Origin of the sequence: Leptothrix discophora (assembly GCF_030705305.1) — a bacterium.
Classification (GTDB): Bacteria; Pseudomonadota; Gammaproteobacteria; order Burkholderiales; family Burkholderiaceae_C; genus Sphaerotilus; species Sphaerotilus discophorus.
The window spans coordinates 44067-68865 of record NZ_JAUZEE010000002.1; the positions used below are offsets into that span (position 1 = coordinate 44067).

Consider the following 24799-nt stretch of genomic DNA (forward strand, 5'->3'; position numbering starts at 1 on the left):
CGCGATCGGTCCGGCTCCATCGATCCGGCTCAATAGATCCGGCCGCCCTTGTACTGGGCGTGCTGGCGGCGCGTCAGCGTGGTGCTGGCGGCGGCGGCGGCGAAGGTGCCGCCGGCATGGGCATGGGCGATGGCCAGGCCCAGCGCGTCGGCGGCGTCCTTGCCGGGTTCGCCGGGCAGTTGCAGCAGCCGCGCGACCATGGCCTGGATCTGTTCCTTGCGGGCCTGGCCGTGGCCGACCACGGCCTTCTTCATCTGCACCGCGGTGTATTCGGTCACCGTCAGGTCGGCGCTGACCAGCGCGGCGAGCGCCGCACCGCGCGCCTGCCCGAGCAGCAGCGTGCTCTGCGGGTTGACGTTGACGAAGACGATCTCGAGCGCGGCGGCCTGCGGCTGCCAGGTCGCGACGACCTCGCGCACGCCCTCGAAGATGATGCGGATGCGGCCGGGCAGGTCGCCGATGGCCGCCTCGCGTGTCTTGATCGTGCCGCTGGCGATGTAGCGCAGCCGCGGCCCGTCGGCCTCGATCACGCCGAAGCCGGTGGTGACGAGGCCCGGGTCGATGCCGAGGATGCGCATGGGGCCGGGCCGCGGTCGGGCGTTCAGTGGCGGAAGTGCCGCACGCCGGTGAAGACCATCGCGATGCCGCGCTCGTTGGCGGCGTCGATGACCTCCTGGTCGCGCATCGAGCCGCCCGGCTGGATGACGCAGACCGCGCCGGCGTCGGCCAGCACGTCCAGGCCGTCGCGGAACGGGAAGAAGGCGTCGCTGGCGACCACGCTGCCGGCCAGCGTCAGACCGGCATGACCGGCCTTGATGCTGGCGATGCGGGCGGAATCCAGCCGGCTCATCTGGCCGGCGCCGACGCCCACCGTCATGCCGTCCTTGCAGAACACGATGGCGTTGCTCTTGACGAACTTGCCGACCTTCCAGGCGAACAGCAGGTCGTCGATCTGGGCCGGCGACGGTGCCAGCGTGGTGACGACCTTCAGGTCGGCGCGCTGCAGCTCGTGGTTGTCGGCGCTCTGGATCAGCAGGCCCGAGCCGACGCGCTTGACGTCGTGCGCGTTCTGGCCGCGCTGCCAGGCCGAGGTGCTGCGGCGGTCGATCCCGTCCAGCGGGATCTGCAGCACGCGGGTGTTGGCCTTGGCGGCGAACACCGCCAGCGCCTCGTCGGTGTAGGCCGGCGCGATCAGCACCTCGACGAACTGCTTGGCGACCTTCTCGGCGGCGGCCCGGTCGACCGGGATGTTGAAGGCGATGATGCCGCCGAAGGCCGAGGTCGGATCGGTCTGGAAGGCCTTGGCATAGGCGCCGGCCGCGTCCGCGCCCAGGGCCACGCCGCAGGGGTTGGCATGCTTGACGATGACGCAGGCGACCTCGCCGGCGGCGGCGTCGAAGCCCTTGACGCATTCCCAGGCCGCATCGGCATCGGCGATGTTGTTGTACGAGAGTTCCTTGCCCTGCAGCTGGCGCGCGCTCACCAGCGAGCCGGGGGCCGGGTGCAGGTCACGGTAGAAGGCGGCGGCCTGGTGCGGGTTCTCGCCGTAGCGCAGGTCCTGCAGCTTGACGAAGCGGCCGTTGGACTGGGCCGGGAACTCGCTGCGCACCGGGGCGGCGCCGGCTTCGGTGGCCGCGCCGTCGACCAGCGACGAGAGGTAGTCGCTGATCGCCGCGTCGTAGTTGCTGATGCGGTTGAAGGCGGCGACCGACAGCTTGAAGCGCGTCGCGCGGCGGGTGCGGCCATCGGCGCGCAGCTCTTCCAGCACCTCGGCGTACTGGCTGGCATCGGTCAGCACGGCGACGTCGGCCCAGTTCTTGGCGGCGCTGCGCACCATGGCCGGGCCGCCGATGTCGATGTTCTCGATCGCGTCCTCCAGCGAGCAGCCGGCCTTCGCGACGGTGGCCTCAAAGGGGTAGAGGTTGACGACCAGCAGGTCGATGGTCTCGATGCCGTGGGCTTCCAGCGCGGCCATGTGCTCGGGCAGGTCGCGGCGGGCCAGCAGGCCGCCGTGGACCTTCGGGTGCAGGGTCTTGACGCGACCGTCGAGCATCTCGGGGAAGCCGGTGTGGTCGGCCACCTCGGTGACCGGCAGGCCGGCCTCGGCCAGCAGCCTGGCGGTGCCACCGGTGGACAGCAGCTTGACGCCCAGCGCGTGCAGGCCGCGGGCGAAGTCGAGGACGCCGGTCTTGTCGGAAACGGAAAGGAGAGCGGTGGTCATGGTGCGGTCGGGCCGACGTCGGCCTCGGTGAAGTTCAGGATGCGGGAAAGGGCGCGGCAGGCGATCCGGTGGCCTCGTGGCCGGGTGGCTCAGTCGATGAGCTTGTGCTCGATCAGCTTGCGGCGCAGCGTGTTGCGGTTGATGCCCAGCCACTCGGCGGCGCGGCTCTGGTTGCCGTCGGCCTTGCGCATGACGACGTCCAGCAGCGGACGCTCGACGGCCTTCAGGACCATGTCGTAGAGCGCGTGCGGCTCGGTGCCATCGAGGTCCTGGAAGTAGATCTCGAGGTTCTGGCGGATGGAGTCGTCGATGGGCGGAGAGGAACTCATGCGGTCAGGGCAGCCGGCGGCTGTGCGTCGTCGTGGGTGGGCTCACCGTCCGCGGTGGCGGTGGCGGCCGTCTCGGGCCAGACCGGGTGGCGATCGGCCAGGTCGGTCAGGTAGTCGTCGAGCGCGCGCCACTGCTCGGCGGTGCTCGACAGGGTGTTCATGCGGGCACGGAAGGCAGCGCCGCCGGGCAGCGCGTGCACGGCCCAGCCGATGTGCTTGCGGGCGGTGCGCACGCCGGCCAGCTCGCCATACAGGCCGTAGTGGTCCTGCAGGTGTTCGAGCAGCCAGTCGCGCACCTGCAGCGTGGCCGGCGCGGGGCGTTCGGTGCCGGTGGCGAGGTAGTGCGCGATCTCCTGGAAGATCCACGGCCGGCCCTGCGCCGCGCGGCCGATCATGACGGCGTCGGCGCCGGTGGCGGCCAGCACGGCGGCGGCCTTGCGCGGGCTGTCGATGTCGCCGTTGGCGACCACCGGGATGCGCAGCGCGGCCTTGACGGCGGCGATCGTGGCGTACTCGGCCTCGCCCTTGTAGCCCTGTTCGCGGGTCCGGCCGTGCACCGTCACCATCGACACGCCGACATCCTGCGCGGCAAGCGCCAGGCTTCGTGCGTTCCGGACGTCCTGGCACCAGCCGGTGCGCATCTTCAGCGTCACCGGCACGCCCTGCGGGGCGCAGGCCTCGACCACGGCTGCCACGATGCGCGTGGCCAGGTCCTCGTCGCGCATCAGGGCCGAACCGGCCCACACGTTGCAGACCTTCTTGGCCGGGCAACCCATGTTGATGTCGATGATCTGGGCGCCGCAGGCGATGTTGTCGCGCGCGGCCTGCGCCATCTCGGCCGGGTCGGTGCCGGCGATCTGCACGGCGATCGGCGCGACCTCGCCGGCGTGATCGAGCCGGCGGCTGGTCTTGCGGCTGTCGCGCAGCTCGGGGCGTGAACTCACCATCTCGCTAACGGCATAGCCCGCGCCCAGCCGCTTGCACAGCTGCCGGAACGCGCGGTCGGTCACGCCCGCCATGGGGGCGACGAACAACCGGTTCGGCAGGCTGTGGGGGCCGATCTGCATCACGGGTCGGGGAGAAGGGGGGAAGGACGGCGGGGGCGCCGGGAAAGACTGGGGAGACGGGGCGGGCGGAATGCAGCCGGGTTGCTGCAAAAGGAGGCAGAGTATAGCCAGCGCCTCTCCCCCGGACGGGTGCCTCCGGGTCTTGCGGAGCCACCCCGACGGGTGTCATCCTGGCCCGCCAGAATGTGCCGCCATGGACACCTGGATCCCCTCGCTGCTGGCCGCGCTGGCGCTGCCGCAATACAGCCTGCTGACCGTCTTCGTGGTCTCGACGCTGTCGGCCACCATCCTGCCGATGGGCTCGGAGGCGGTGGTCTTCGGCATCGTCAAGCTCAACCCCTCGGAGTTCTGGCCGGTGGTGCTGGTGGCCACCGCCGGCAACACGCTGGGCGGCGCGATCTCCTGGTGGATGGGCTGGGGCGCCGAGCGGGCCTACGAGAAGGTGACCCACCACGGCCCCGAGAACCGCGCGCTGGCGATCCTCAAGCGCTTCGGCCCCAAGGCCTGCGTGCTGGCCTGGCTGCCGGTGGTCGGCGACCCGCTGTGCCTGGTCGCCGGCTGGCTCAAGCTGCCGTTCTGGCCCTGCGTGGCCTGGATGGCGCTGGGCAAGCTGCTGCGCTATGTCGTGATGACGGCTGGCCTGCTGTGGGTCTTTCCGGGGGCGATCGGCGCGGGCTGATCGATCGGTCGCCGGCCCGCCTGCCGGCCCCGGTCGGCCAGGCCGGCGTGGGGCCGCCCAGGTTGACGTCGAGAGAGGGTCGCCCGGTCAAGCCGGAGCGACGTACACGCAGGTGCCGCGTCGCAGGCCGGTGTCGGCGATCTCGGCGTTCACCGACGTTTCCGTGCCGGACAGCAGGTCCAGGTGGTCCAGTTCCCAGCGGCTGGCGCGCCAGCCGAATCGCAGCACCGCGAGGCCATAGGGCCGGAGCGGCGAGTCGTTCGACAGGTCCAGGAAGCGCAGCAGCGTCCGCTGGCGCATGCCTTGCGGATCGATCCATTCCCGGATCTCGTGGGGCTGCTGCAGCGCGTCCTGGATGCGTCGCGCGTGGCGGCGCTCGTCACCCAGGCCCTGGATCAGCGCGACGAGGTCGGCGAGCCGGAGGTGCAGGACGGTGCCGGTCGGATCGATCGCGGTCTGGAGCAGGTCGGCCCTGTGCGGGCTTGTCGGCATGTGGACCTCCGTTAGGACCGGCTGCCGCCGGCGCACCGACGATTGTTCGGATCGACCCAGGGCCGGCAATGACCGCTATCGGTGGGATGCCCGGGGTGCCCCCACGCAAACAGGTCGGCTGCGGGCCGGTGAGCCCGACGGTGCAGGCCACGAGGCCCGACGGGTGCCGCGCGTCCGGTTCGATGGGGCGCATGTTGGACGTTGGCTGGACAAGCGGACATCCCTGCAGGAAGTCCTCAAGTCGCGGGCGCGCCGACCGAAGACGCAGCCAGCGTCAACGTTTGCATGGACCGCCCGACCGCCATCGGCTGCCGCTCTCGGCGGTCGAGGTGCCCATGCACACCGGAACGTCCACGTTGAAGACATGCGGTGACCGCCGGGAGGTGCTCGCGACATGCCCGGACGCGATGCGGTGACGGCCGCACCTGGCGTCATGCCTGATCTGCCGGCCATTGCCATGGCCAGGGGCTGCACGAGCCCACCCTGCAAGGAAGACACCATGAACCGCATCCATCGGATCGTCCGGAGCCGGACGACCGGGCGCCCCGTCGCCTGCCCCGTCAACGTCAACGTCAACGTCAACGTCAACGCCTGCGCCCAGGCCCACGGACCGGATCGAGTCCGTGTTCAAGCCACGGCCGGGATGGCGCTGCTGCCCGTGGCTGCATCGTTCCTGCTCGCCGTTGTCGGCGTCATCGCTCCGGTCCGGGCGGCGCCGCAGGTCGCGGCCGTGGGCAGCGGCAGTGGCCCGCTGCCAGCGGCGCTCGGCCTGCGTGCCGCCGATGGGGCGATCCAGTCGGGCAACGCGCGTGCCGTGCACGAGGTGACCGCCGTGCCCACCGAGCGGGTGGTGCGTCGCCTGCCGGAGCCCACACCGCCCGCCCGCCCCTTGCCGCCGGACGTGCAGGCCGAGGACGCAGGGGTGGCCGCCGATCCCGCCCTGGCCGAGAACCCCGCGATGGAGCCGCAGGATTTCCGGGTCTTCGAGGTCGCCAGCGTCGCGCTGGGCGGTCGGTCTGTCCTGCTGTCGGCCGGCCTCAGGGCGGAGGTGGTGGCCGAGGTGCTGGCCGAGCTGGAACAGGCCCGCGGCGCACCGGTTGGCACCGCCCGCCTGAGCGCGGTCGCCGCGGGCATGCAGCGCGTGCTCGAACGCGCCGCACCGGGTCAGTTCCGTGTCCACATCCCCGCCCAGAGGCTGCAGGACGGCCGCCTGCTGGTGCAGATCCTGCCGGTGCTGCAGTCGGTCGCAGGCATTGGCGCACCCGGCTTTGACGCGGTGCAGACCCGCGCGAGCCTGCCGTCGCTGCAGGCCGGCATGGTGCTGCCGCTGCTGCGCGATCCGGTCGATCCGCGCGACTGGGCGCTGGCACGCGAGCATCCGCTGCGCCAGGTCGTGCTGCGCCACGTCGAGGCGCCGGGCTCGGACCGCGGCCCGACGGCCGAGGTCGTCGCGATCGCACCGGCCGGCGGCCAGGCGGGTGAAGTGCGGCTGGACAACTCGGGCAGCGAGGCGGTCGGGCGCTGGATGCTCAGCACGCAGCTGCTGGACGGCAACCTCAGCGGTGCCGACGACACGCTCAGCCTGACGCTGAGCCGCTCGGCCACGCAGCCCCAGGCGGTGCGCATCGGCGCGCTGAGCTATGTCCGGCCGATGCCGACCGAACACGCCGCGCTGACGCTGGGCCTGAGCCATGCCGACAGCACCTCCGAGTCGGTCGTGCTGCACGCGGGCGCGCTGGTCGGGCAGGGCCGCCAGGACGAGCTGAGCGTGTCGCTGGCGCGCTTCCTGCCGACCGGCGCCCAGCGCCCTGGCGAGAGCCTGAAGCTGCTGCACGAGCTGGCGGTCGAGCGGGTCGACAGCCGCATCGACGTCATGGCCCAGACGCTGATGCGCTCCCGGCGCACGACGGTGGTGCTGGGCCTGGGGCTGGAGTCGCTGCAAGGGTCTGCCGGCGACCTGCTGCAGCTGCGCCTGATGGCGCAGGGCTACCCGGTCGGCTGGCTCGGCAGCTCCGGCGCGCAGGCCTATGCGGCGGCCCGGACCGGCGCCGGTGGCGCGGCCTGGCTGCGCGCCTCGGTGCTGGGGCACTGGCGCATCGGCTCGCTGCAACTGCAGTCGCAGACGCTGGCGCAGCACAGCGGGCAGCGTCTCGTGCCGTCGCACCAGATGCAGCTGACCTCGGCCAGCGCCGGCGTGCGCGGCTTCGTCGACGCGGTGGTCGGCGGGGACTCGGCGCTGGTCCAGCGCACCGAGCTGCTGGCCGCGCCGATGGCCGGCGCGGCGCTGCTGTGGCGGCCCTATTGGCTCGGCGACATCGGCCGCAAGCTCGGTGGCAACGACGAGCAGGCGGCGACGCTGTCGAGCATCGGCCTGGGCTTGCGGCTTTCGGTGCCGGACGGCCGCGCGGAGCTGGACGCGAGCGTCGTGCGCAAGCTCGACGGCGCCCGGCTCGACGTCGCGCCGGGCGCCTCGGTGCCGCGTTCGCGCGATGGCCTGGGCATGTTGGTGCGGATGCGCTTCTGAGCCCGGGCCGGTCGAGAATTGGCCCCTTCTGCCGACACCGACCAGGTCAACCGACATGACGACGACGCCCGCCCAGAACGCTGCACTGAACGCCGCCCCGCTGCCCGACCCGGTCCGCCAGCCGGCCTATGCCGAACTCGAACGTCGCCATGCCCGGCTGCATCGGCTGGAGCACCTCGGCGCGATCGTCGGCTGGGACCAGGCGGCCAACATGCCGCCCAAGGGCAACGAGGCCCGCGCCGCCGCGATGGCCGAGCTGGACGCGCTGCTGCACGCCCAGCGCACCGACGCCGCGCTGACCGACCTGCTGGCGCGCGCCGGGCAGGAGCCGCTGGACGACTGGCAGCGCGCCAACCTGCGCGAGATGCGGCGCGACTGGCGCGCCAGCAACGCGCTGCCGGCCAGCCTGGTCGAGCGCCGCACGCTGGCCACCGCACGCTGCGAGCACGCCTGGCGCGGCCAGCGTCCGGCCAACGACTGGGCCGGCTTCGTCGAGAACTTCAAGCCGGTGCTGCAGGTCGCGCGCGAGGAGGCGCAGCACCTGTCGGACGCCACCGGCGTGTCGCCCTACGACGCGCTGATGGACCGCTACGAGCCGGGCATGACCAGCGCCGAGGTCGGCCGGGTCTTCAGCGACCTGAAGACCTGGCTGCCCGGCCTGATCCGCGAGGTCCAGGCCCGCCAGGCCAGCGAGCCGCCGGTGCTGCAGCCGCAGGGGCCGTTCGACCGGCGCACCCAGAAGGCGCTGTCGCTGGAGGTGATGGGACGGCTCGGCTTCGACTTCGATGCCGGCCGGCTCGACGAGAGCACCCACCCGTTCTCCGGTGGCGTGCCCGAGGACGTGCGGCTGACCACGCGCTACCTCGACGACGACCTGCAGCAGGCGCTGATGGGCACGGTCCACGAGACCGGCCATGCCCGCTATGAACAGAACCTGCCGCGCAGCTGGCTGGGCCAACCGATCGCGCGGGCGCGCAGCTATGGCATCCACGAGAGCCAGAGCCTGTCCTTCGAGATGCAGCTGGGCGCTCACCCGGGCTTCGTGGGCCAGATGGCGCCGCTGCTGGCCCGTCACTTCGGGGACCAGCCGGCCTTCGCGCCGGACAACCTGGCCCGGCTGGTGACGCGGGTCCAGCCCGGCCTGATCCGGGTCGATGCCGACGAGGTTACCTACCCGGCCCACGTGATCCTGCGCTTCGAGATCGAGCAGGCGCTGTTCGAGGGCGGCCTGGCGGTCGAGGACATCCCGGCGCTGTGGGACGAGAAGATGGCCGCCTACCTGGGCCTGGACACGCGCGGCAACCACCGCGACGGCGCGATGCAGGACGTGCACTGGCCCAGCGGCGCCTTCGGCTACTTCCCCTGCTACACGCTGGGCGCGATGTTCGCGGCGCAGTGGTTCGCGGCCATGCGCCGGGCCACGCCGGACCTGGATGCGCGCCTCGGCGCGGGTGACTTCGCGCCGGTGTTCGGCTGGCTGGGCGAGCACATCTGGTCGCAGGCCTCGCGCTGGGAAACGCCGGAGCTGGCCTTGCGCGCCAGCGGCGAGCCGCTCAACCCGGCGCACTACCGGGCCCATCTGGAGCGGCGTTACCTGGGCCGCTGAACCGACCCGGTCCCGGCTGCGGGCGTCACGGCATCGGCGAGGCGTCCGGCGTGTCCAGCTGGCGCGCCAGCGCAGGCCAGCCGCCGTCGCCGTTCCAGACCAGGCTGCGGCCGCGCGGATCGGCCCCCAGGCCGGTCGACGGCCGCAACGGTGCCTGGCCGCTGGCGGCGTCGTCCCGGCCGGCATCGAGCCAGCGGGCCAGCGCGCCCTCGATCGCGAAGCGCAGCCGCAGCGAGACGCCGCGGCGCGGGCGTTCCTCGACGGTGATCTCGTTGTCCGACCAGCCGCGCGGGTTGTAGCCGATGGCCAGCGCGGCGCGGCTGCTCATGCGGTAGCCGATCTCGGCACCGTAGCCGGTGGCCTTGCCCTCGATCGCGTCGTCGCGGCCGGCGACATGGGTGCTCAGGCTCCAGCGGCGGTCGCCCACGCGGCTTTGCTCCCAGGTCCAGCGGGCGATCCAGATGTCGGTGCGGCGCAGCAGGGGCGAGCCGCTGGCGGCGTCGGTGCGCAGCTCGTCGCGGTCGAGCCGGCGCGAGACCCGCAGCATGGCGCTTTGCTGCGCATCCAGGATGTAGGACGCGTGTCCGAGCCAGATGCGCGCGCGCCGGTCGGCCTGGCCAGCGGCGGCGTTCTCGGCGGCCGCATCGACCTCGCGGCCGGCCCAGGTCATGCGCGTGAGCAGGTGCAGCGCGCGCACCTGCGGCTCGCGCCAGCCCAGCGAGAAGGCGCCCTTGTAGTCGGTCGTGCCCTGCGACGGCGAGCCATGCGGTTGGCTGCGCTCGATCGTCACGCGCAGCGAACTGAGCCAGTCGTCGGCCAGGCGGCGGGTCAGGCGCGACTCGTGGAAGGCGCTGTCGGTGGTGCTGGAGTTGACCGCGCTGAGGGCGGTCGAGAACGAGGCCAGCGGGAAGCGGCTGGTCGACAGCCGGAAGCCGGCCTGGGTCGCCCGCACCGGCGTGCTGCCGGCCAGCGGCACGGCCTGTTCGAGCTGGGTGTCCAGGCCCCAGCGCGGGGCCGGCGTCCAGCTGCGTCGCCAGCCCAGCACGCCCAGCGTGTCGGCCGGATCGGCCAGGCTGTGGCGCCGCACCTGGGTCCAGACCGAGCCGCGGCCGCTGCCGTCGGGCAGTTCCAGGCCGATGCGCTGCTGGTAGGCCGCCGGCAGGGTCATCGCCTCCTCGTCGCCGGCCAGGCCCAGGCGGGGCGCCAGCCGCCAGGACGCCCGGCTGCCGGCCGGCAGCAGGCCGTCGGGCGTGGTCCAGCGCCAGTCCGCGCCGATCTCGAAGGCGCGGGCCGAGCGTTCCGGTGCCACGGCCGGGTCCTGCTGGCCGATCGGCTGGCCGACCCGCGCCATCAGGCTCAGGCCGCTGCCGTCGACCGGCTCGAAGCGGCCACGCCAGAAGGCCATCGAGCCTTGCGCGGCGGGCGCGTAGCGGGTGTCGGGTTCGGGCGCGAGGCGGGCCGCGTGCAGGCCCAGTTCGCTGACCCAGCGCCAGCCGGGCGGCGCCGGCGCATCGGCCGGGGCACCGTCCGTCGCGGGCAGCGCCGGTGCATCGTCCGAACGCCAGCGCCAGCCGAGTTCGCGGTCACGCCGGCGCAGTTCCGTCAGCGGCGTCTGCGGCAGGTCCGAGACCTCGATGCTGCGGTCGCGCTGCCAGAGGTAGAGCTCATGCGCGGGACCGAGCCGGACCTGCGCGCCGACCCGCGTCGTGCGGCCGGTGGGCGGGCGTTCATAGGACAGGTCGAAGCCGTAGGACGGCTGGCGGCTCAGCAGCTGGATGTAGCGGCCGTCCCCGCCGGCCTGGCCGGGCGTGCCGCGCGGGTTGTCCAGGAAGGACGGCTGCACCACGTCCAGCGCGGCGCTCAGGCCGGGTCCGAGGTCGACCTCGCGGCGCTGGCCGTTGCGGCGGTAGATCGCGTCGCGGTCGGCCACCAGGGCGGTGTCGCTCAGGGTGTCGAGGAACTCCCGCGGCTTCTCGCGCACCGCGGGCGGCGCGTCGGCCGGCGTCTGGGCGCCGCTGTCGGGAGCGGTCAGCGCCAGCAGCAGGCTGGCACCGAGGCAACGGATGGGGTGTGGGGGAGGCTTCGGCAAGGTCGCGCGACTGTGCCGATGGAAGATGAAGGCCAGATGTACAGCGTGTGCAGTACAGCGTGTGCCGTGCGTCCGCGCTCGTTGCCCGTGACCGGCTCAGCGCACCAGCGTCAGCCGCGTGACGGTGTAGAGGCCGGAGACCTTCTCGGCGTCGAAACGGACCCGGTCGCCGGCCTTGAGCTGGTCCAGCCACTGCGGATCGCGCACCCGGTAGGCCATCGCCATCGCCGGCAGGTTCAGGTCGGCGAGCGGGCCGTGCTTGATCGTCACCTTGGCCTGGCCCTTGTCGACCCGCATGACCTCGCCGACGTGCTCCTGGGCCAGCGCTGCGCCGCCCACGAGCGTGCCGACGACCAGCAGCGCAAGGGCCGCCAGGGGGCGGCTCAGGACTTCGGAAACGTGCATGGTCGGACTCCGTCAGGTGGGTGGCGCGGGAGGGTCAAGGGATTGAACCACGACCGTGCCGAGCCGCACGTGACGCATGTCCGGTCGCGGGGGCTGTCCCTAGAATCCGCGTCGTTCGCGCCGGCCAGCCCGGCGCTCCCTGCCGCATCCGGAGCCTGCCATGACGAACCCCGCCGCCACCCCGCCTGCCTCGGTCGACCTCGGCCACGTGCCCTCGCGCGACAAGGCCGAGATCCTGGCCCAGGCGCTGCCCTACATCCGCAAGTTCCACGGCAAGACGCTGGTCATCAAGTACGGCGGCAACGCCATGACCGACCCGGCGCTGCAGGCCGACTTCGCCGAGGACATCGTGCTGCTCAAGCTGGTCGGCATGAACCCGATCGTGGTGCACGGCGGCGGCCCGCAGATCGACGAGGCGCTCAACCGCCTGGGCAAGAAGGGCACCTTCATCCAGGGCATGCGCGTGACCGACGAGGAGACCATGGAGGTGGTCGAGTGGGTGCTCGGCGGCGAGGTCCAGCAGGACATCGTCGGCCTGATCAACGCCGCCGGCGGCAAGGCGGTCGGCCTGACCGGCCGAGACGGCGCCATGATCCGGGCCCGCAAGATGCGCCTGGCCGACCGCGACGACCCGAGCAAGGAACACGACGTCGGCCAGGTCGGCGAGATCGAGTCGATCGACCCGAGCGTGGTCAAGGCGCTGCAGGACGACGCCTTCATCCCGGTCATCAGCCCGATCGGCTTCGGCGAGCACAACGAGAGCTACAACATCAACGCCGACCTGGTCGCCAGCAAGCTGGCCGAGGTGCTCAAGGCCGAGAAGCTGGTGATGCTCACCAACATCAAGGGCGTGCTGGACAAGTCCGGCGAGCTGCTGACCGACCTGACCGCGCGCCGCATCGACGAGCTGTTCGCCGACGGCACCATCAGCGGCGGCATGCTGCCCAAGATCGCCGGGGCGCTCGACGCGGCCAGGAGCGGCGTCAACGCGGTCCACATCGTGGACGGCCGCGTGCCGCACGTGCTGCTGCTGGAGATCCTGACCGACCAGGCCTTCGGCACGATGATCCGGGCCCGGTGATCCCCGCGCGCCGGGCCCGTCCCGATCCGCGCCACGCCCGCCCGCGCGTGGCGTTCGGCGGAACGTCCGCCACGCGCGGGCGGGACGGCTCGGCGCCGGTCTGGCTGTTCGACCTCGACGACACGCTGCACGACGCCGGCGTGTCGGCCTTCCGCGGCATCAACGTCGCGATGACCGACTACATCGAGCGCGAGCTGGCGGTCGACCGCGCCGAGGCCGATCGCCTGCGCGGCCACTACTGGGCCCGCTACGGCGCGACGATGCTGGGCCTGATCCGCCACCACGGCGTGCGGGCGCCGCATTTCCTGCACGACACCCACCGTCTGCCCGGCCTGGAACAGCGCCTGCGCGCGCATCCGCACGACCTGGCGGCGCTGGCCCGCCTGCCGGGTCGGCGGCTGATCCTGACCAATGCGCCGCGCGCCTATGCCGAGCGGGTGCTGGATGCGCTGGGCATGCGCCGCCTGTTCCACGGCATCGTGGCCATCGAGCAGATGCGCATGTTCGGCCACTGGCGGCCCAAGCCCGATGCGCGCATGTTCCGCGCGCTGTGCACGAAGCTGCGCGTGCGACCGTCGCGCTGCGTGCTGGTCGAGGACACGCTGGCGCACCAGAAGTCGGCCCGTGCGGTCGGCCTGCACACGGTCTGGATGCAGCGCTGGCTGCTCTCGCGCGGCAGCGCGCACGGGCCCGAAGCAGGTCTGGAACTGCGCCGCAAGCCCGCATTCGTGTGTGACAGAATCCGCGCCCTGCCGGACCTGCTCCGGATCCGGCAGCGGCCTTCCCAACGACCGAGACCGATCCCCCGATGACCCTGCACCTGCGCGCTCACTGGCCCTTGCAAGCGATGGCGGATCCGATCGGCGACGCCGGCGGCGCGGCCCACCCGACGCTGCTGGCCGACGACGAGGCCGATCCCGGCAGGGCCGCACCGATCGAGGCCGTGACGTCCGATGCCATGACTGCCGAGGCTGCACCGGCCCGCAAGCGGCCCAAGCCCGGCGAGCGCCGCATCCAGATCCTGCAGACGCTGGCCGGCATGCTGGAACAGCCCGGCGCCGAGCGCATCACGACCGCCTCGCTGGCGGCCCGGCTCGAGGTCAGCGAGGCCGCGCTCTACCGCCACTTCGCCAGCAAGGCGCAGATGTTCGAGGGCCTGATCGAGTTCATCGAGCAGAGCATGTTCACGCTGCTCAACCAGGTCCAGGAACGCGAGAGCGACCCGCGCCTGCAGGTCGCGCGCAGCCTGACGATGCTGCTGCAGTTCGCCGAGAAAAACCCCGGCATGACCCGCGTGATGGTGGGCGACGCGCTGGTCTACGAGCATGAGCGCCTGCTCGCGCGCATGAACCAGTTCTTCGACCGCATCGAGTCGATGCTGCGCACCAGCCTGCGTGCGCTGGCCGATGCGCGCGGCTCGCTGACGCCGACGGTGGACGCCACCGCGCAAGCCTCGGCACTGGTCGCCTTCGTGCTCGGCCGGCTGCAGCGCTACACCCGCTCGGGCTTCAAGCGCAGCCCGACCGAGCACCTCGACGCCGCCCTGCACCTGCTGGTTCCCTGAGGCCGCCGACGCGGCAGGCCGGCTGCGTAAACTGCCGGCCACCATGACCGACGTCACCCAACTGATCGCCCGCGCCGAAGCCCTGCTCGGCCGCCTCGAAGCCATCTTGCCCGCCCCGGCGCGGGCCCCCGACTGGTCGGCCTCGATCGCCTTCCGCTACCGCAAGCGCGGCGCCAGCGGCGTCATCGAGCCGGTCCGGCATGTCGGCACGATGCGGCTCGACGCGCTGCAGGAAGTCGACACCCAGAAGGACCGGCTGCGCCGCAACACCGAGCAGTTCGTGCAGGGCCGGCCGGCCAACAACGTGCTGCTGACCGGCGCGCGCGGCACCGGCAAGAGCTCGCTGATCAAGGCCTGCCTGAACGAGTTCGCCGCACAGGGCCTGCGCCTGATCGAGGTCGACAAGGCCGACCTGACCGACCTGCCCGACCTGGTCGACCTGGTGGCCGAACGCAGCGAGCGCTTCATCATCTACTGCGACGACCTCAGCTTCGACGAGGGCGAGCCGGGCTACAAGGCGCTCAAGTCCATCCTCGACGGCACCGTCGCCCAGGCCAGCGACAACGTGCTGATCTACGCCACCAGCAACCGCCGCCACCTGCTGCCCGAGCGCATGAAGGACAACCTCGACGCGACCTACACCGACGACGGCGAGCTGCATCCCGGCGAGGCGGTCGAGGAGAAGGTCTCGCTGTCGGAGCGCTTCGGCCTGTGGATCAGCTTCTACCCCTTCAGCCAGCGCGAATACCTCGCGATCGTGGCGCAGTGGCTGCGCCATTTCGGTCTGGACGAGGCCGGCATCGAGGCCGCGAAGCACGATGCCCTGGTCTGGGCGCTGGAGCGCGGCTCGCGTTCGGGCCGGGTGGCCTTCCAGTTCGCCCGTGACCATGCCGGCCGCGAACGCGACGGCGCGACGCCGATCCACGCGCCGATCGCCGACTACGTGCGCGGCAACCCGCAGGCCTGAGCGCGATGGTGGACACGAAGACCACCGCATCGCTGGTCGCGCCCGGTGCCGAGGGCCTGCCCGAACGCGCGCCGGTCCACGTCGCCGTCGGCGTGCTGATCGAGCGCGATGCCGATGGCCACGAGGGCCGCTTCCTGCTGACCTCGCGGCCCGAGGGCAAGGTCTACGCCGGCTACTGGGAGTTCCCGGGCGGCAAGCTCGAAGCCGGCGAGAGCGTCGAGCAGGCCTTGCGGCGCGAGTTGCACGAGGAGATCGGCATCGACATCGGCGCGGCCCATGCGTGGCGCGAGATCGAGGTCGACTACCCGCACGCGCGGGTCCGGCTGCACTTCTGCAAGGTCTTCGACTGGACCGGCGAGTTCCAGATGCGCGAGGCCCAGACCATGGCCTGGCAGGAACTGCCGGTCGAGGTCATGCCGGTCCTGCCCGGCACGATCCCGGTGCTGCAGTGGCTGGCCGAGGAACGCGCCCATGCCGGCGCGACCCATCTTCAGCCGAGCGCCGGGCCGCCCCAAGCCGGCTGACACCCGCTCGGCGGGTGGCTGCGGCAAGCCGCAGCCGGGTGCCCCATCAGTCAGGGACGTCTTCCGCCTTGGGCGGAGGTGCTTCCACGCGGTAGTCCTCCGCTGCCCAGGCACCCATGTCGATCTGCTTGCAGCGTTCGCCGCAGAAGGGCCTGAAGGGGTTGTCGCGGCGGAAGACGGTCGGGCGCCGGCAGGTCGGGCAGGGCACGGTCGGGCCGCTGGCGGCGGGCGGGTTCGGGGCGGGCTTGGGCGTGGTCATGGTGTCAGGCCAGGATTCTCGACCCGCAAGGCGCCGCTCAGGCGCAGAGCGAGACCTCGATGGCGACGTCCTCGACCACCGGGCGCAGGCGGCAGTCCGAGTCGGCGCGCATCAGCCGCACCACCAGCATCAGGCGGTTGCCGCTGAGTTCCGGGACCATGCCCAGCTCGTCGGGCACGTGGACGCGGGCGAGCTGGAAGTTGCGGCCGGCCGGCAGGCTCTGCTGCAGATGGCCGCCTCGGGCCAGCTGGGTCTGGCGCAGGCCGGACTCCCGCAGCAGGTCCAGCGCGACGGTGCAGGCCTGGGCCAGCGGCTCCAGTGTCGAGAGCCAGCGCATCAGGTCGCCGCGCCGGGTCTCGGCCGATTCGGACTGCCAGGCCGCGTAGGCCGGCAGGTCGAAGGCGCAGGTGCCGCCGGGGATGCCGATGCGGCTGCGCACGCTCATCAGGAAGTCGTTGGCGGTCAGCGCCTGGCCGGCCTTGCCGCTGGTCTGGCCCAGGCGCTGGTGCGCCAGGTCGATGCGGCGGATCGCGCGGTCCAGTGCCGACTCGGAGATCGCCGGGTTGCCGCGGTAGCCGGCCAGCGTCTGGCGCTGGCGTTCGAGGTCCTGCAGCAGCTCGAGCTTGAGGTCGGCGCGCGAGGTCACGTCCATCACCTCGAACAGCGTCGCCAGCGCGTAGTGGTGGTCGATCACGCCGGGGCGCGACACCAGTTCCGACAGCCTCGCCAGCAGGTGTTCCAGGCGCAGCCAGGTGCGCACGCTCTCGTTGAACGGGTATTCGAAGGTGGACAAGGTGCGGCGGCTTCCGGGCATCGGAGGAGGCTGCGCGGACATTCCTCGCAGCTGTGGGAATTGTTCCACAGGGCTTCGACCTGAATCGGGGCGATCAGGGAAGTTCCTCGTGCCGATGCGGGGTCTCCCGTGCTTGGCTTCTACGAAGTTTCCGGATCGAGCACCGTTTTTCGCGACCTTGGAGGCTCAGTCGCTGACCCAGCGCGACCAGACCGCGTCGACCTCGGCCTGCAGCGCCTCCAGGCCGATGCCGTCGTTGAGGATGACCGCGTCGGCAACCGCCCGGCGGGCCTCGCGGCTGGCCTGGGCGGCGATCACCGCGCGGACCTGGGACTCGGGCCAGCCGTTGCGCCGCATCACGCGCTCGACCTGGGTCTCGACGCGGCAGTCGACCACCAGAATGCGGTGGACCTGTTCGCGCCAGCGGCCGGACTCGACCAGCAGCGGCACGTCGAAGACCCGCACCGCATCGGGCGGGCCGGCTGCGGCGCGGGCCTGGGTCAGCTGCCGGATCATCGGGTGCAGGATGGCCTCCAGCGCGGCCTTGGCGGCTGGATCGGCGAAGACGCGTGCGCGCATGCGGGCCCGGTCCAGCGCACCGTCGGGGCCGACCATGTCGGCGCCGAAGCGCTCGGCGATCGGTGCCAGCGCGGCGCCGCGGGGTGCGGTCAGTTCGCGGGCCAGCGCGTCGGTGTCGATCACCCACGCGCCGTGCGCGGCCAGCATCGCCGCGACGGTGCTCTTGCCGCTGCCGATGCCACCGGTCAGGCCGATGCGCAGCGGGCGATCCGGGATCAGTGCGGCAGCCACCAGCGCAGCAGCTGGGCGCCGAAGAACATCGATGCGAAGCCTCCGCCGGCCAGGTAGGGGCCGAAGGGGATCGGCACCTCGCGGCGGTGGTTGCGCGCCAGGATCAGGAAGACCCCGACCGCCGCGCCGACCGCCGAGGCCAGCAGGATGATCGGCAGCAGCTGCGCCACGCCCAGCAGCGCGCCGAGCGCGGCCATCAGCTTGAAGTCGCCCTCGGCCATGCCGCGCACGCCGCGCAGTGCCGCGTACAGCGTCGTGATGCCCCACAGCGCGCCATAGCCCCACAGCACGCCCAGCGCCGCATCGGCCAGGCCGACGGGGGTCCAGCCCAGCCAGGCCGACAGCAGGCCCCAGCCCAGCAGCGCATAGGTCAGGCTGTCGGGTAGCAGGGTGGTGTCCAGGTCGATCAGCGCCATCGCGATCAGCAGCGCGGCGGCCACGCAGTAGACCGCCGTCAGCGGCGTGGGGCCGAAGGTCCAGGCGATCAGGCCGAAGGCGAGCGCCGTGCCGGCCTCGACCAGCGGGTAGCGTGCGGAGATCGGCGCGCCGCAGGCGGCGCAGCGGGCCCGCAGCAGCAGCCAGCTGACCACCGGGATGTTGTGGAACCAGCGCAGCGTCGTGCCGCAGGCCGGGCAACGCGAGCGCGGCCGCGACAGCGCCAGCGGCGGCAGGGCTTCCAGCGCGCTGCCAAGCGCCTCGCCGGTCTGGCCGTAGCGGGCCAGCGCGGCCTCGTCGACCTGGGGGCCGAGCGTGCGCTGCAGCGTCGCGCGGTCCTGCAGCAGCGCCTGCACGTCGGCCAGCCAGAGCCGCTCCATGATCGGCGGCAGCCGGTGCACGACGACGTTGAGGAAGCTGCCGATGCACAGGCCGATCACGGCCAGCACCGGCACCGAGAGCCAGAGTTCGAGCGGGGGAAGGTTCATGCCGGGGAGGTTAGCGGTCCGCCGTCAGACCACCTGGCCGAGCTTGAAGATCGGCAGGTACATCGACACCACGATGCCGCCGATGACCGTGCCCAGCACGACGATGATGATGGGCTCCATCAGCGTGGACAGGCCCTTGACCGCCTCGTCGACCTCCTGCTCGTAGAAGTCGGCGACCTTGCTGAGCATCTGGTCGAGCGAGCCGGATTCCTCGCCGATCGAGCTCATCTGCAGCACCATGTTCGGGAACACCTGGGTGGCCTGCATCGCGGTAGTCAGTGCCGCGCCGGTGGCGACGTCGCGCTGGATGTCTTCGGTGGCTACGGCGAAGACCGCGTTGCCGGCCGCGCCGCCGACCGAGTCGAGCGCCTCGACCAGCGGCACGCCGGCCGCGAACATGGTCGACAGCGTGCGCGACCAGCGCGCCACCGCCGCCTTGTGCACCAGCGGGCCGAAGATCGGCACCTTGAGCATGGCGCGGTCGACCGCCATCTGGAACTTCTCGGAGCGGCGCCAGCTCTGCACCGTCATGTAGATCGTCCCGCCGATGCCGCCGAAGATCGCGAACCAGTAGTCGACGAAGAACTCGGACATCGCGATCACCGCGAGCGTGGGCGCCGGCAGGTCGGCGCCGAAGGACTTGAAGATGTCCTTGAACGAGGGGATCACGAAGATCATGATCACCGCGATCACCACGAAGGCCACGACCAGCACGGCGATCGGGTAGATCATGGCCGAGCGGATCTTGTTCTGCAGCTCGATCGTCTTTTCCTGGTAGGTCGCCAGGCGGTCCAGCAGGGTCTCCAGGATGCCGGCCTGCTCGCCGGCCTCGACCAGGTTGCAGTACAGCGCGTCGAACTGCAGCGGGTGCTTGCGGAAGGCGCCCGACAGGCTGGTGCCGGTCTCCACGTCGCTGCGGATGTCGGTCAGCATGCGCGTCAGCCGCGGGTTGGAGCTGCCGCGCGAGACGATGTCGAAGGCCTGCAGCAGCGGCACGCCGGCCTTGAGCATGGTGGCCAGCTGGCGGGTGAAGACGGCGATGTCCTTGCCCTTGATCGACTTGCCGCTGGAGATGCGGCGCTTCCTCACCTTGGTGACCAGGATGCCCTGGCGCCGCAGGCTGGCGCTGACCATGGCTTCGCCGCCGGCGCGCATCTCGCCCCGCACGGCCTTGCCGTTGCGGTCGCGGCCCTCCCACTCGTAGACGAAGTCCTTGATCTTCTTGCCTGTTGCGGCGGCTGTGGCCATCGTTACTCCGTGAGCCTGTGCGTGCGGGTCGTCGTCGGGGGGGCGGGCGGCGGTTCGGTGTCAGCGGGCCGGGGCCTCACTGGTTGGTCACCGAGATCACTTCCTCGAGCGTGGTGTGGCCGTGCCGCACCTTGACGAGACCGGATTGCCGCAGGTCGCGCACGCCCTCCCGTGCGGCCTGTTCGGCGATGTCGAGGGCGGTGCCCTCGCCCAGGATCACCCGCTGGATCGGCTCGGTGATCGGCATGACCTGGTAGATGCCGACGCGGCCGCGGTAGCCGTTGCTGCAGGCCGAGCAGCCGACCGCCTTGTACGGCTTCCAGCTGCCGTCGACGTCCTCGGGCTTGAAGCCGGCGCGCAGCAGCGCCTCGCGCGGGTATTCGGCCGGGGCCTTGCAGTTCTCGCACAGCCGGCGCGCCAGGCGCTGGGCCGAGATCAGGATGATGCTGGAGGCGATGTTGAACGGCGGCACGCCCATGTTGAGCAGCCGCGTCAGCGTGGTCGGCGCGTCGTTGGTGTGCAGCGTGGACAGCACCAGGTGGCCCGTCTGCGCAGCCTTGATCGCGATGTCGGCGGTCTCCAGGTCGCGGATCTCGCCGACCATGATGATGTCCGGGTCCTGTCGCAGGAAGGCCTTCAGCGCGGTGGCGAAGTTCATCCCGGCCTTGTCGTTGACGTTGACCTGGTTGATGCCCGGCAGGTTGATTTCGGCCGGGTCCTCGACCGTCGAGATGTTCACGCCCGGCTGGTTCAGGATGTTCAGGCAGGTGTAGAGCGACACCGTCTTGCCCGAGCCGGTCGGACCGGTGACGAGGATCATCCCGTAGGGCCGGCGGATGGCCGACATCAGCCGGTCCTTCTCGTCGCGTTCGTAGCCCAGTGCGTCCACGCCGAGCTTGGCCGAGGACGGGTCCAGGATGCGGATCACGATCTTCTCGCCGAACAGCGTGGGCAGCGTGCTGATGCGGAAGTCGATCGCGCGGTTGCCGAACTTCAGCTTCATGCGGCCGTCCTGCGGCACCCGCTTCTCGGCGATGTCCAGGCGGCTGATGACCTTGATGCGCGAGGCCAGCTTGTCCTTGATCGCCACCGGCGGCTGCGTGATCTCGCGCAGCTCGCCGTCGATGCGGAAGCGCACCCGGTAGGTCTGCTCGTAGGGCTCGAAGTGCAGGTCGGACGCGCGCATGTTGATCGCGTCGATCAGCATCTTCTGCAGGAAGCGCACGACCGGCGCGTCCTCCACGTCGGCGACGACGTCCTCGTCGGGCTTGGCGTTCGGGTCCTGCTCCTCGACGTCGAACTCGAAGTCGCCCGAGACGATGTTCTCGAGCGCCTCGGTCGCGGAGGTGCTCTTGGAGTCGACGATCTTGAGCAGCTTGTCGTACTCGACCAGCACCCATTCCGGCGTCAGCTGGGTCGCGAACTTGATGCGGTCGACGGCCTCCTGGTCGGTCGGGTCGGCCCCGCCGATGAACAGCCGGTTGCCGCGCTTGCCCAGCACCAGCACCTGGTACTGCGACAGCGTGCGGGCGTCGACCAGGTTCTGCGGCAGCTTCTGCACGTCGACCGCGTCCAGGTCCACCAGCGGCACCGCCAGCGCATGCGACAGCGTGTGGGCCAGGTCGTAGGACGACATCGCGTTGGCACCGACGGCCGCGGCGACGAAGCTGCGGCGCTGGTCGCGGGCGAGCTTGGCGATGTCCTCGGCGGTCCGGGCATTGAGCTTGCCGGAGTTGACCAGGATGCGCGCAACCCCCGAGAGGGAGCTTTGCGGGGCTTCGGACAGGGTTTCGGCAGCCACGGATGGGACGTCGGTTCGGACGCGTTGCAAGGGCGGGAAGAGGACCGTATCGCCCGGTGCGACCCTGTCGCCAGGGTGGGCTTGGAAACGATGATCCGTGATCAGCCCCGGACTGTAAATCCGCTTGGGCCTGTCCCGGCTCCGTCCAGGCTCTTGAAAATGTGGCGCCCGCCCAAAGTCTCAGCGCTCGGGCGTCACGGCGGGCCCTTCGCCGCCGTCCGTCGCACCACCTGTATCCGTCCCCCGCACCCGAGTAGAGGCACCATGGACAAGAAGACGCTGTCGTTCCAGGCCGAGGTCAAGCAGCTGCTGCACCTGGTCACACATTCGCTGTATTCCAACAAGGAGATCTTCCTGCGCGAGCTGGTCTCCAACGCTTCCGACGCCTGCGACAAGCTGCGCTTCGAGGCCCTGGACAACGCTGCGCTGTACGAGGACGCGCCCAACCTCGAGGTGCGCATCTCCTACGACAAGGACGCGCGCCGCATCGTCATCAGCGACAACGGCATCGGCCTGACCGCCCAGGAGGCGATCGACCACCTGGGCACCATCGCCAAGAGCGGCACCCGGGAGTTCATGAGCAAGCTCGAAGGCGAGCAGGCCAAGGACGCCAACCTGATCGGCCAGTTCGGCGTGGGCTTCTACTCGGGCTACATCGTGGCCGACCGCATCACCGTCGAGAGCCGCCGCGCCGGCGTCGCGCCGGACGAGGGCGTGCGCTGGAGCAGCGAAGGCACCGGCGACTTCGAGGTCGAGACCCTGCACCGCGAGCGTCGCGGCACCGACGTCATCCTGCACCTGCGCGAGGGCGAGGACGAGTTCCTCAGCCTGTGGCGGCTCAAGAGCATCGTCGGCAAGTATTCCGACCACATCTCGCTGCCGATCCTGATGCGCAAGGAAGAGTGGGACAGCGAGGCCGGCAAGCACGTCCAGAAGGACGAGTGGGAGACCGTCAACAAGGCTGCCGCGCTGTGGTCGCGCAGCAAGAGCGACGTCACCGACGCCGAGTACAAGGCCTTCTACGAGCAGCTGACCTACGACACCACGCCGCCGCTGGCCTACACGCACAACCGCGTCGAGGGCCGCAGCGAGTACACCCAGCTGCTCTACATCCCGGCCAAGGCGCCGTTCGACCTGTGGAACCGCGACAAGCGCGGCGGCGTCAAGCTCTACGTCAAGCGCGTCTTCATCATGGACGACGCCGAGGCGCTGATGCCGGTCTACCTGCGCTTCGTCAAGGGCGTGATCGACTCGGCCGACCTGCCGTTGAACGTCAGCCGCGAGTTGCTGCAGGAAAGCCGCGACGTCAAGGCGATCCGCGAGGGCTCGACCAAGCGCGTGCTGTCGATGCTCGAAAGCCTGGCCGACAGCAGCGACGAGCAGACCGCCGCCGACGACAAGGCCAAGTACGCGGCCTTCTGGAAGGCGTTCGGCTCGGTGCTCAAGGAAGGCATCGGCGAGGACCATGCCAACCAGGAGCGGCTGGCCCGGCTGCTGCGCTTCTCGTCGACCCATGCCGACGAGGGCGTGTCCTTCGCCGACTACGTCGCGCGCATGAAGGAAGGCCAGGAGACGATCTACTACATCACCGCCGACACCCTGGCCGCCGCGAAGAACAGCCCGCAGCTGGAGATCTTCAAGAAGAAGGGCATCGAGGTGCTGCTGCTGACCGATCGGGTCGACGAGTGGATGCTCAGCCACCTGCACGAGTTCGACGGCCATGAGCTGCAGAGCGTGGCCAAGGGTTCGGTCGACCTCGGCAAGCTGCAGGACGAGGACGAGAAGAAGCAGGCCGAGGCCGCCGCCGAGACCTTCAAGCCGACGCTCGATCGCATCCGCAAGGCCCTGGAAGGTCGCGCCAAGGATGTGCGCGTGACCACCCGTCTGGTCGACTCGCCGGCCTGCCTGGTCGTCGAGGAAGGGGACATGAGCGGCCACCTGGCCCGCCTGCTCAAGCAGGCCGGCCAGAGCGCGCCGGCCAGCCAGCCGGTGCTGGAGGTCAACGCCGGGCACGCGCTGGTGCAGAAGCTGGCCGCCATCCCCGAGGGTGAGGCCCGCTTCGACGACCTCGCGCAGGTGCTGTTCGACAACGCGCTGCTGGCCGAGGGCGGCCATCTGGAAGACCCGGCCGCCCATGTGCGGCGCATCCAGACGCTGATCCTGTAACCCCCCTCCCCCCCCCCCCCGGAGCGGCTCACTCCGCTCCCCCCCAGGGGGGCGCGCTGAGTGGACCGGCGCAGCCGGATCCACCCGCGCCGCTGGATGAAGTCCTGCGGCGCGGGGTGACGTTCGGGCGTCAGGCCACCAGTGCGGGCTCGGCCATGGCCTCCAGCTGCTCCTGCAGCTGGGTGGTCTGCTGGGCCCAGTAGGACGGGCTGTCGAAGTTCGGGAAGGCGATCGGGAAGGCCGGGTCGTCCCAGCGCCGCGCGATCCAGTGGCTGTGCAGGATCAGCCGCAGCGTGCGCAGCGGCTCGACCAGCACCAGCTCGCGGCGGTCGAACTCGCGCAGCGTCTCGTAGCCGTCCAGCAGCGCCCCCAGCTGGGCCTGCATCTCCTGGCGGCTGCCGCCCAGCAGCATCCACAGGTCCTGCACCGCCGGGCCGTTGACGGCATCGTCCAGGTCGACGAAGTGCGGGCCGGCCGGCGTCCACAGCAGGTTGCCGACATGGCAGTCGCCGTGCACGCGCAGCAGCGTCAGGTCGGGCAGGCCGGCCAGGCGCGCGTCGACCGTGTCGAGCGCCTGCAGGGCGGTGCGCTGCCAGGGCTCGAACGCGCCCATCGGGATCCACGGGCTGTCGACCAGGCTGGCGACCGCCGCGCGCACCCGTGCCGTGCCGTCGAAGCCGAGCCGGTGCGCGAACGGCCGGCGCTCGCCGACCTGATGCAGGCGGGCCAGGAAGCGGCCGATCCACGCCAGCACCGCCGGGTCTTCCAGCTCCGGCGAACGCCCGCCACAGCGCGGCGCCACGGCATAGCGCCAGGGCGTCGCATCCGGCTTGGCCGACCACTGCGCCAGCGTCGCCGGCGTGCCCAGCAGCGTCGCGGGGCTGAGCGTGGTCATCTCGGCGCTCGGGGCGACCAGCACCAGCGGCGCCACCGCCGGCACCTCGGCCTCGGCCAGTTCCTGCGCGAAGACATGCTCCTCGAGGATCTGTTCGTCGCGCCACCGGCCGGCCCGGTAGAACTTGGCCACCACGATGCGGCCGTCCTCCAGGTGGATCTGGAAGACCCGGTTCTCGTAGGAATTGAGCTGCAGGATGCGACCGTCGCCGCGCAGGCCGGCCGCGTCGAGCGCGTCCAGGACCACGTCGGGCGTCAGGCCGGCATAGGGCAGGTTGGGGGCCATGTCCGGGTGAGCGGGCGAGCCGCTCGGGCCATCGGTGTCGGGATGCATGCCGGCATCGTAGGCCAGCGCCG

The 24799-nt window shown here is 71.3% G+C and carries 23 protein-coding genes; 9 read left to right on the forward strand and 14 right to left on the reverse strand.

The features are described 5' to 3' along the window. Positions 1-29: 29 nt before the first annotated feature. The 4 genes from ruvC to dusB all read right to left on the reverse strand — a co-directional run bounded on the left by ruvC (position 30) and on the right by dusB (position 3617). Entirely contained in the window at positions 30-578 is a 549-nt protein-coding gene (gene ruvC / locus Q8X39_RS03795) for a crossover junction endodeoxyribonuclease RuvC (protein WP_305748315.1), read from the reverse strand. 23 nt (positions 579-601) lie between these two features. Beyond that, a complete protein-coding gene (purH, locus tag Q8X39_RS03800) occupies positions 602-2221 on the reverse strand; it encodes a bifunctional phosphoribosylaminoimidazolecarboxamide formyltransferase/IMP cyclohydrolase (RefSeq protein WP_305748316.1) in 1620 nt (539 codons plus the stop codon). Positions 2222-2310: 89 nt separating this feature from the next. Next, complete coding sequence (locus Q8X39_RS03805) at positions 2311-2550, reverse strand: Fis family transcriptional regulator (protein WP_305748317.1); 240 nt, start codon at positions 2548-2550, stop codon at positions 2311-2313. Then, the gene (gene dusB, locus Q8X39_RS03810; protein WP_305748318.1) at positions 2547-3617 is read right to left on the reverse strand and encodes a tRNA dihydrouridine synthase DusB; all 1071 of its coding nucleotides are present in this window, start codon (positions 3615-3617) and stop codon (positions 2547-2549) included. The genes Q8X39_RS03805 and dusB overlap by 4 nt, the downstream gene beginning before the upstream one ends. A 193-nt stretch (positions 3618-3810) precedes the next feature. Between dusB and Q8X39_RS03815 the strand changes: the two genes are divergently transcribed. After that, positions 3811-4296 (forward strand): YqaA family protein, encoded by a 486-nt coding sequence (locus Q8X39_RS03815; protein WP_305748319.1) that lies wholly within the window; start codon positions 3811-3813, stop codon positions 4294-4296. An 87-nt stretch (positions 4297-4383) separates the two neighbouring features. Here Q8X39_RS03815 and Q8X39_RS03820 read toward each other — a convergent pair whose 3' ends face one another. Then, positions 4384-4788, reverse strand: coding sequence for a hypothetical protein (locus Q8X39_RS03820; RefSeq protein ID WP_305748320.1), 405 nt, complete (start codon positions 4786-4788; stop codon positions 4384-4386). 499 nt (positions 4789-5287) lie between these two features. Between Q8X39_RS03820 and Q8X39_RS03825 the strand changes: the two genes are divergently transcribed. Then, on the forward strand, positions 5288-7312 hold the full coding sequence (locus tag Q8X39_RS03825) for a ShlB/FhaC/HecB family hemolysin secretion/activation protein (RefSeq protein WP_305748321.1): 2025 nt from the start codon (positions 5288-5290) through the stop codon (positions 7310-7312). A 55-nt stretch (positions 7313-7367) separates the two neighbouring features. Next, entirely contained in the window at positions 7368-8918 is a 1551-nt protein-coding gene (locus Q8X39_RS03830; protein ID WP_305748322.1) for a carboxypeptidase M32, read from the forward strand. Positions 8919-8943: 25 nt separating this feature from the next. On the opposite strand, the gene Q8X39_RS03835 is transcribed toward Q8X39_RS03830, so the two are convergent. Both Q8X39_RS03835 and Q8X39_RS03840 read right to left on the reverse strand, forming a co-directional pair. Further along, positions 8944-11007, reverse strand: a complete 2064-nt coding sequence (locus tag Q8X39_RS03835; protein ID WP_305748323.1) for a hypothetical protein — start codon at positions 11005-11007, stop codon at positions 8944-8946. Between the two features lie 96 nt (positions 11008-11103). Then, positions 11104-11412 carry a copper-binding protein gene (locus Q8X39_RS03840; protein WP_305748324.1) on the reverse strand — a complete coding sequence of 103 codons (309 nt, stop codon included), beginning with the start codon at positions 11410-11412 and terminating at the stop codon, positions 11104-11106. Between the two features lie 160 nt (positions 11413-11572). On the opposite strand from Q8X39_RS03840, the gene argB reads away from it, so the two are divergent. The 5 genes from argB to Q8X39_RS03865 all read left to right on the forward strand — a co-directional run bounded on the left by argB (position 11573) and on the right by Q8X39_RS03865 (position 15548). Beyond that, positions 11573-12493: an acetylglutamate kinase gene (gene argB / locus Q8X39_RS03845; protein ID WP_305748325.1), complete on the forward strand. Its 921-nt coding sequence runs from the start codon at positions 11573-11575 to the stop codon at positions 12491-12493. Further along, positions 12490-13305 (forward strand): pyrimidine 5'-nucleotidase, encoded by an 816-nt coding sequence (locus Q8X39_RS03850; RefSeq protein ID WP_407067961.1) that lies wholly within the window; start codon positions 12490-12492, stop codon positions 13303-13305. The genes argB and Q8X39_RS03850 overlap by 4 nt, the downstream gene beginning before the upstream one ends. Positions 13306-13451: 146 nt before the next feature. Next, entirely contained in the window at positions 13452-14057 is a 606-nt protein-coding gene (slmA, locus tag Q8X39_RS03855; protein ID WP_305748762.1) for a nucleoid occlusion factor SlmA, read from the forward strand. 43 nt (positions 14058-14100) lie between these two features. Next, on the forward strand, positions 14101-15024 hold the full coding sequence (locus Q8X39_RS03860; RefSeq protein ID WP_305748326.1) for an ATP-binding protein: 924 nt from the start codon (positions 14101-14103) through the stop codon (positions 15022-15024). A gap of 5 nt (positions 15025-15029) precedes the next feature. Further along, complete coding sequence (locus tag Q8X39_RS03865; RefSeq protein WP_407067962.1) at positions 15030-15548, forward strand: NUDIX domain-containing protein; 519 nt, start codon at positions 15030-15032, stop codon at positions 15546-15548. A 46-nt stretch (positions 15549-15594) separates the two neighbouring features. On the opposite strand, the gene Q8X39_RS03870 is transcribed toward Q8X39_RS03865, so the two are convergent. The 6 genes from Q8X39_RS03870 to pilB form a co-directional block, all read right to left on the reverse strand. Next, positions 15595-15807, reverse strand: a complete 213-nt coding sequence (locus Q8X39_RS03870) for a DNA gyrase inhibitor YacG (protein ID WP_305748328.1) — start codon at positions 15805-15807, stop codon at positions 15595-15597. 37 nt (positions 15808-15844) lie between these two features. After that, positions 15845-16600, reverse strand: coding sequence for a cell division protein ZapD (gene zapD, locus Q8X39_RS03875; protein ID WP_305748329.1), 756 nt, complete (start codon positions 16598-16600; stop codon positions 15845-15847). A 186-nt stretch (positions 16601-16786) separates the two neighbouring features. Further along, positions 16787-17410: a dephospho-CoA kinase gene (coaE, locus tag Q8X39_RS03880; RefSeq protein WP_305748330.1), complete on the reverse strand. Its 624-nt coding sequence runs from the start codon at positions 17408-17410 to the stop codon at positions 16787-16789. Next, positions 17395-18333 (reverse strand): prepilin peptidase, encoded by a 939-nt coding sequence (locus tag Q8X39_RS03885; protein ID WP_305748331.1) that lies wholly within the window; start codon positions 18331-18333, stop codon positions 17395-17397. The genes coaE and Q8X39_RS03885 overlap by 16 nt, the downstream gene beginning before the upstream one ends. A 24-nt stretch (positions 18334-18357) precedes the next feature. Then, on the reverse strand, positions 18358-19581 hold the full coding sequence (locus Q8X39_RS03890) for a type II secretion system F family protein (protein WP_305748332.1): 1224 nt from the start codon (positions 19579-19581) through the stop codon (positions 18358-18360). A gap of 76 nt (positions 19582-19657) precedes the next feature. Then, entirely contained in the window at positions 19658-21382 is a 1725-nt protein-coding gene (gene pilB / locus Q8X39_RS03895) for a type IV-A pilus assembly ATPase PilB (RefSeq protein WP_305748333.1), read from the reverse strand. Between the two features lie 264 nt (positions 21383-21646). Between pilB and htpG the strand changes: the two genes are divergently transcribed. Continuing rightward, positions 21647-23548 carry a molecular chaperone HtpG gene (gene htpG, locus Q8X39_RS03900; RefSeq protein WP_305748334.1) on the forward strand — a complete coding sequence of 634 codons (1902 nt, stop codon included), beginning with the start codon at positions 21647-21649 and terminating at the stop codon, positions 23546-23548. A 130-nt stretch (positions 23549-23678) separates the two neighbouring features. Here the strand turns inward: htpG and Q8X39_RS03905 are convergent, their stop codons facing one another. Beyond that, on the reverse strand, positions 23679-24728 hold the full coding sequence (locus Q8X39_RS03905; RefSeq protein WP_305748763.1) for a serine/threonine protein kinase: 1050 nt from the start codon (positions 24726-24728) through the stop codon (positions 23679-23681). Between the last annotated feature and the right edge of the window lie 71 nt (positions 24729-24799).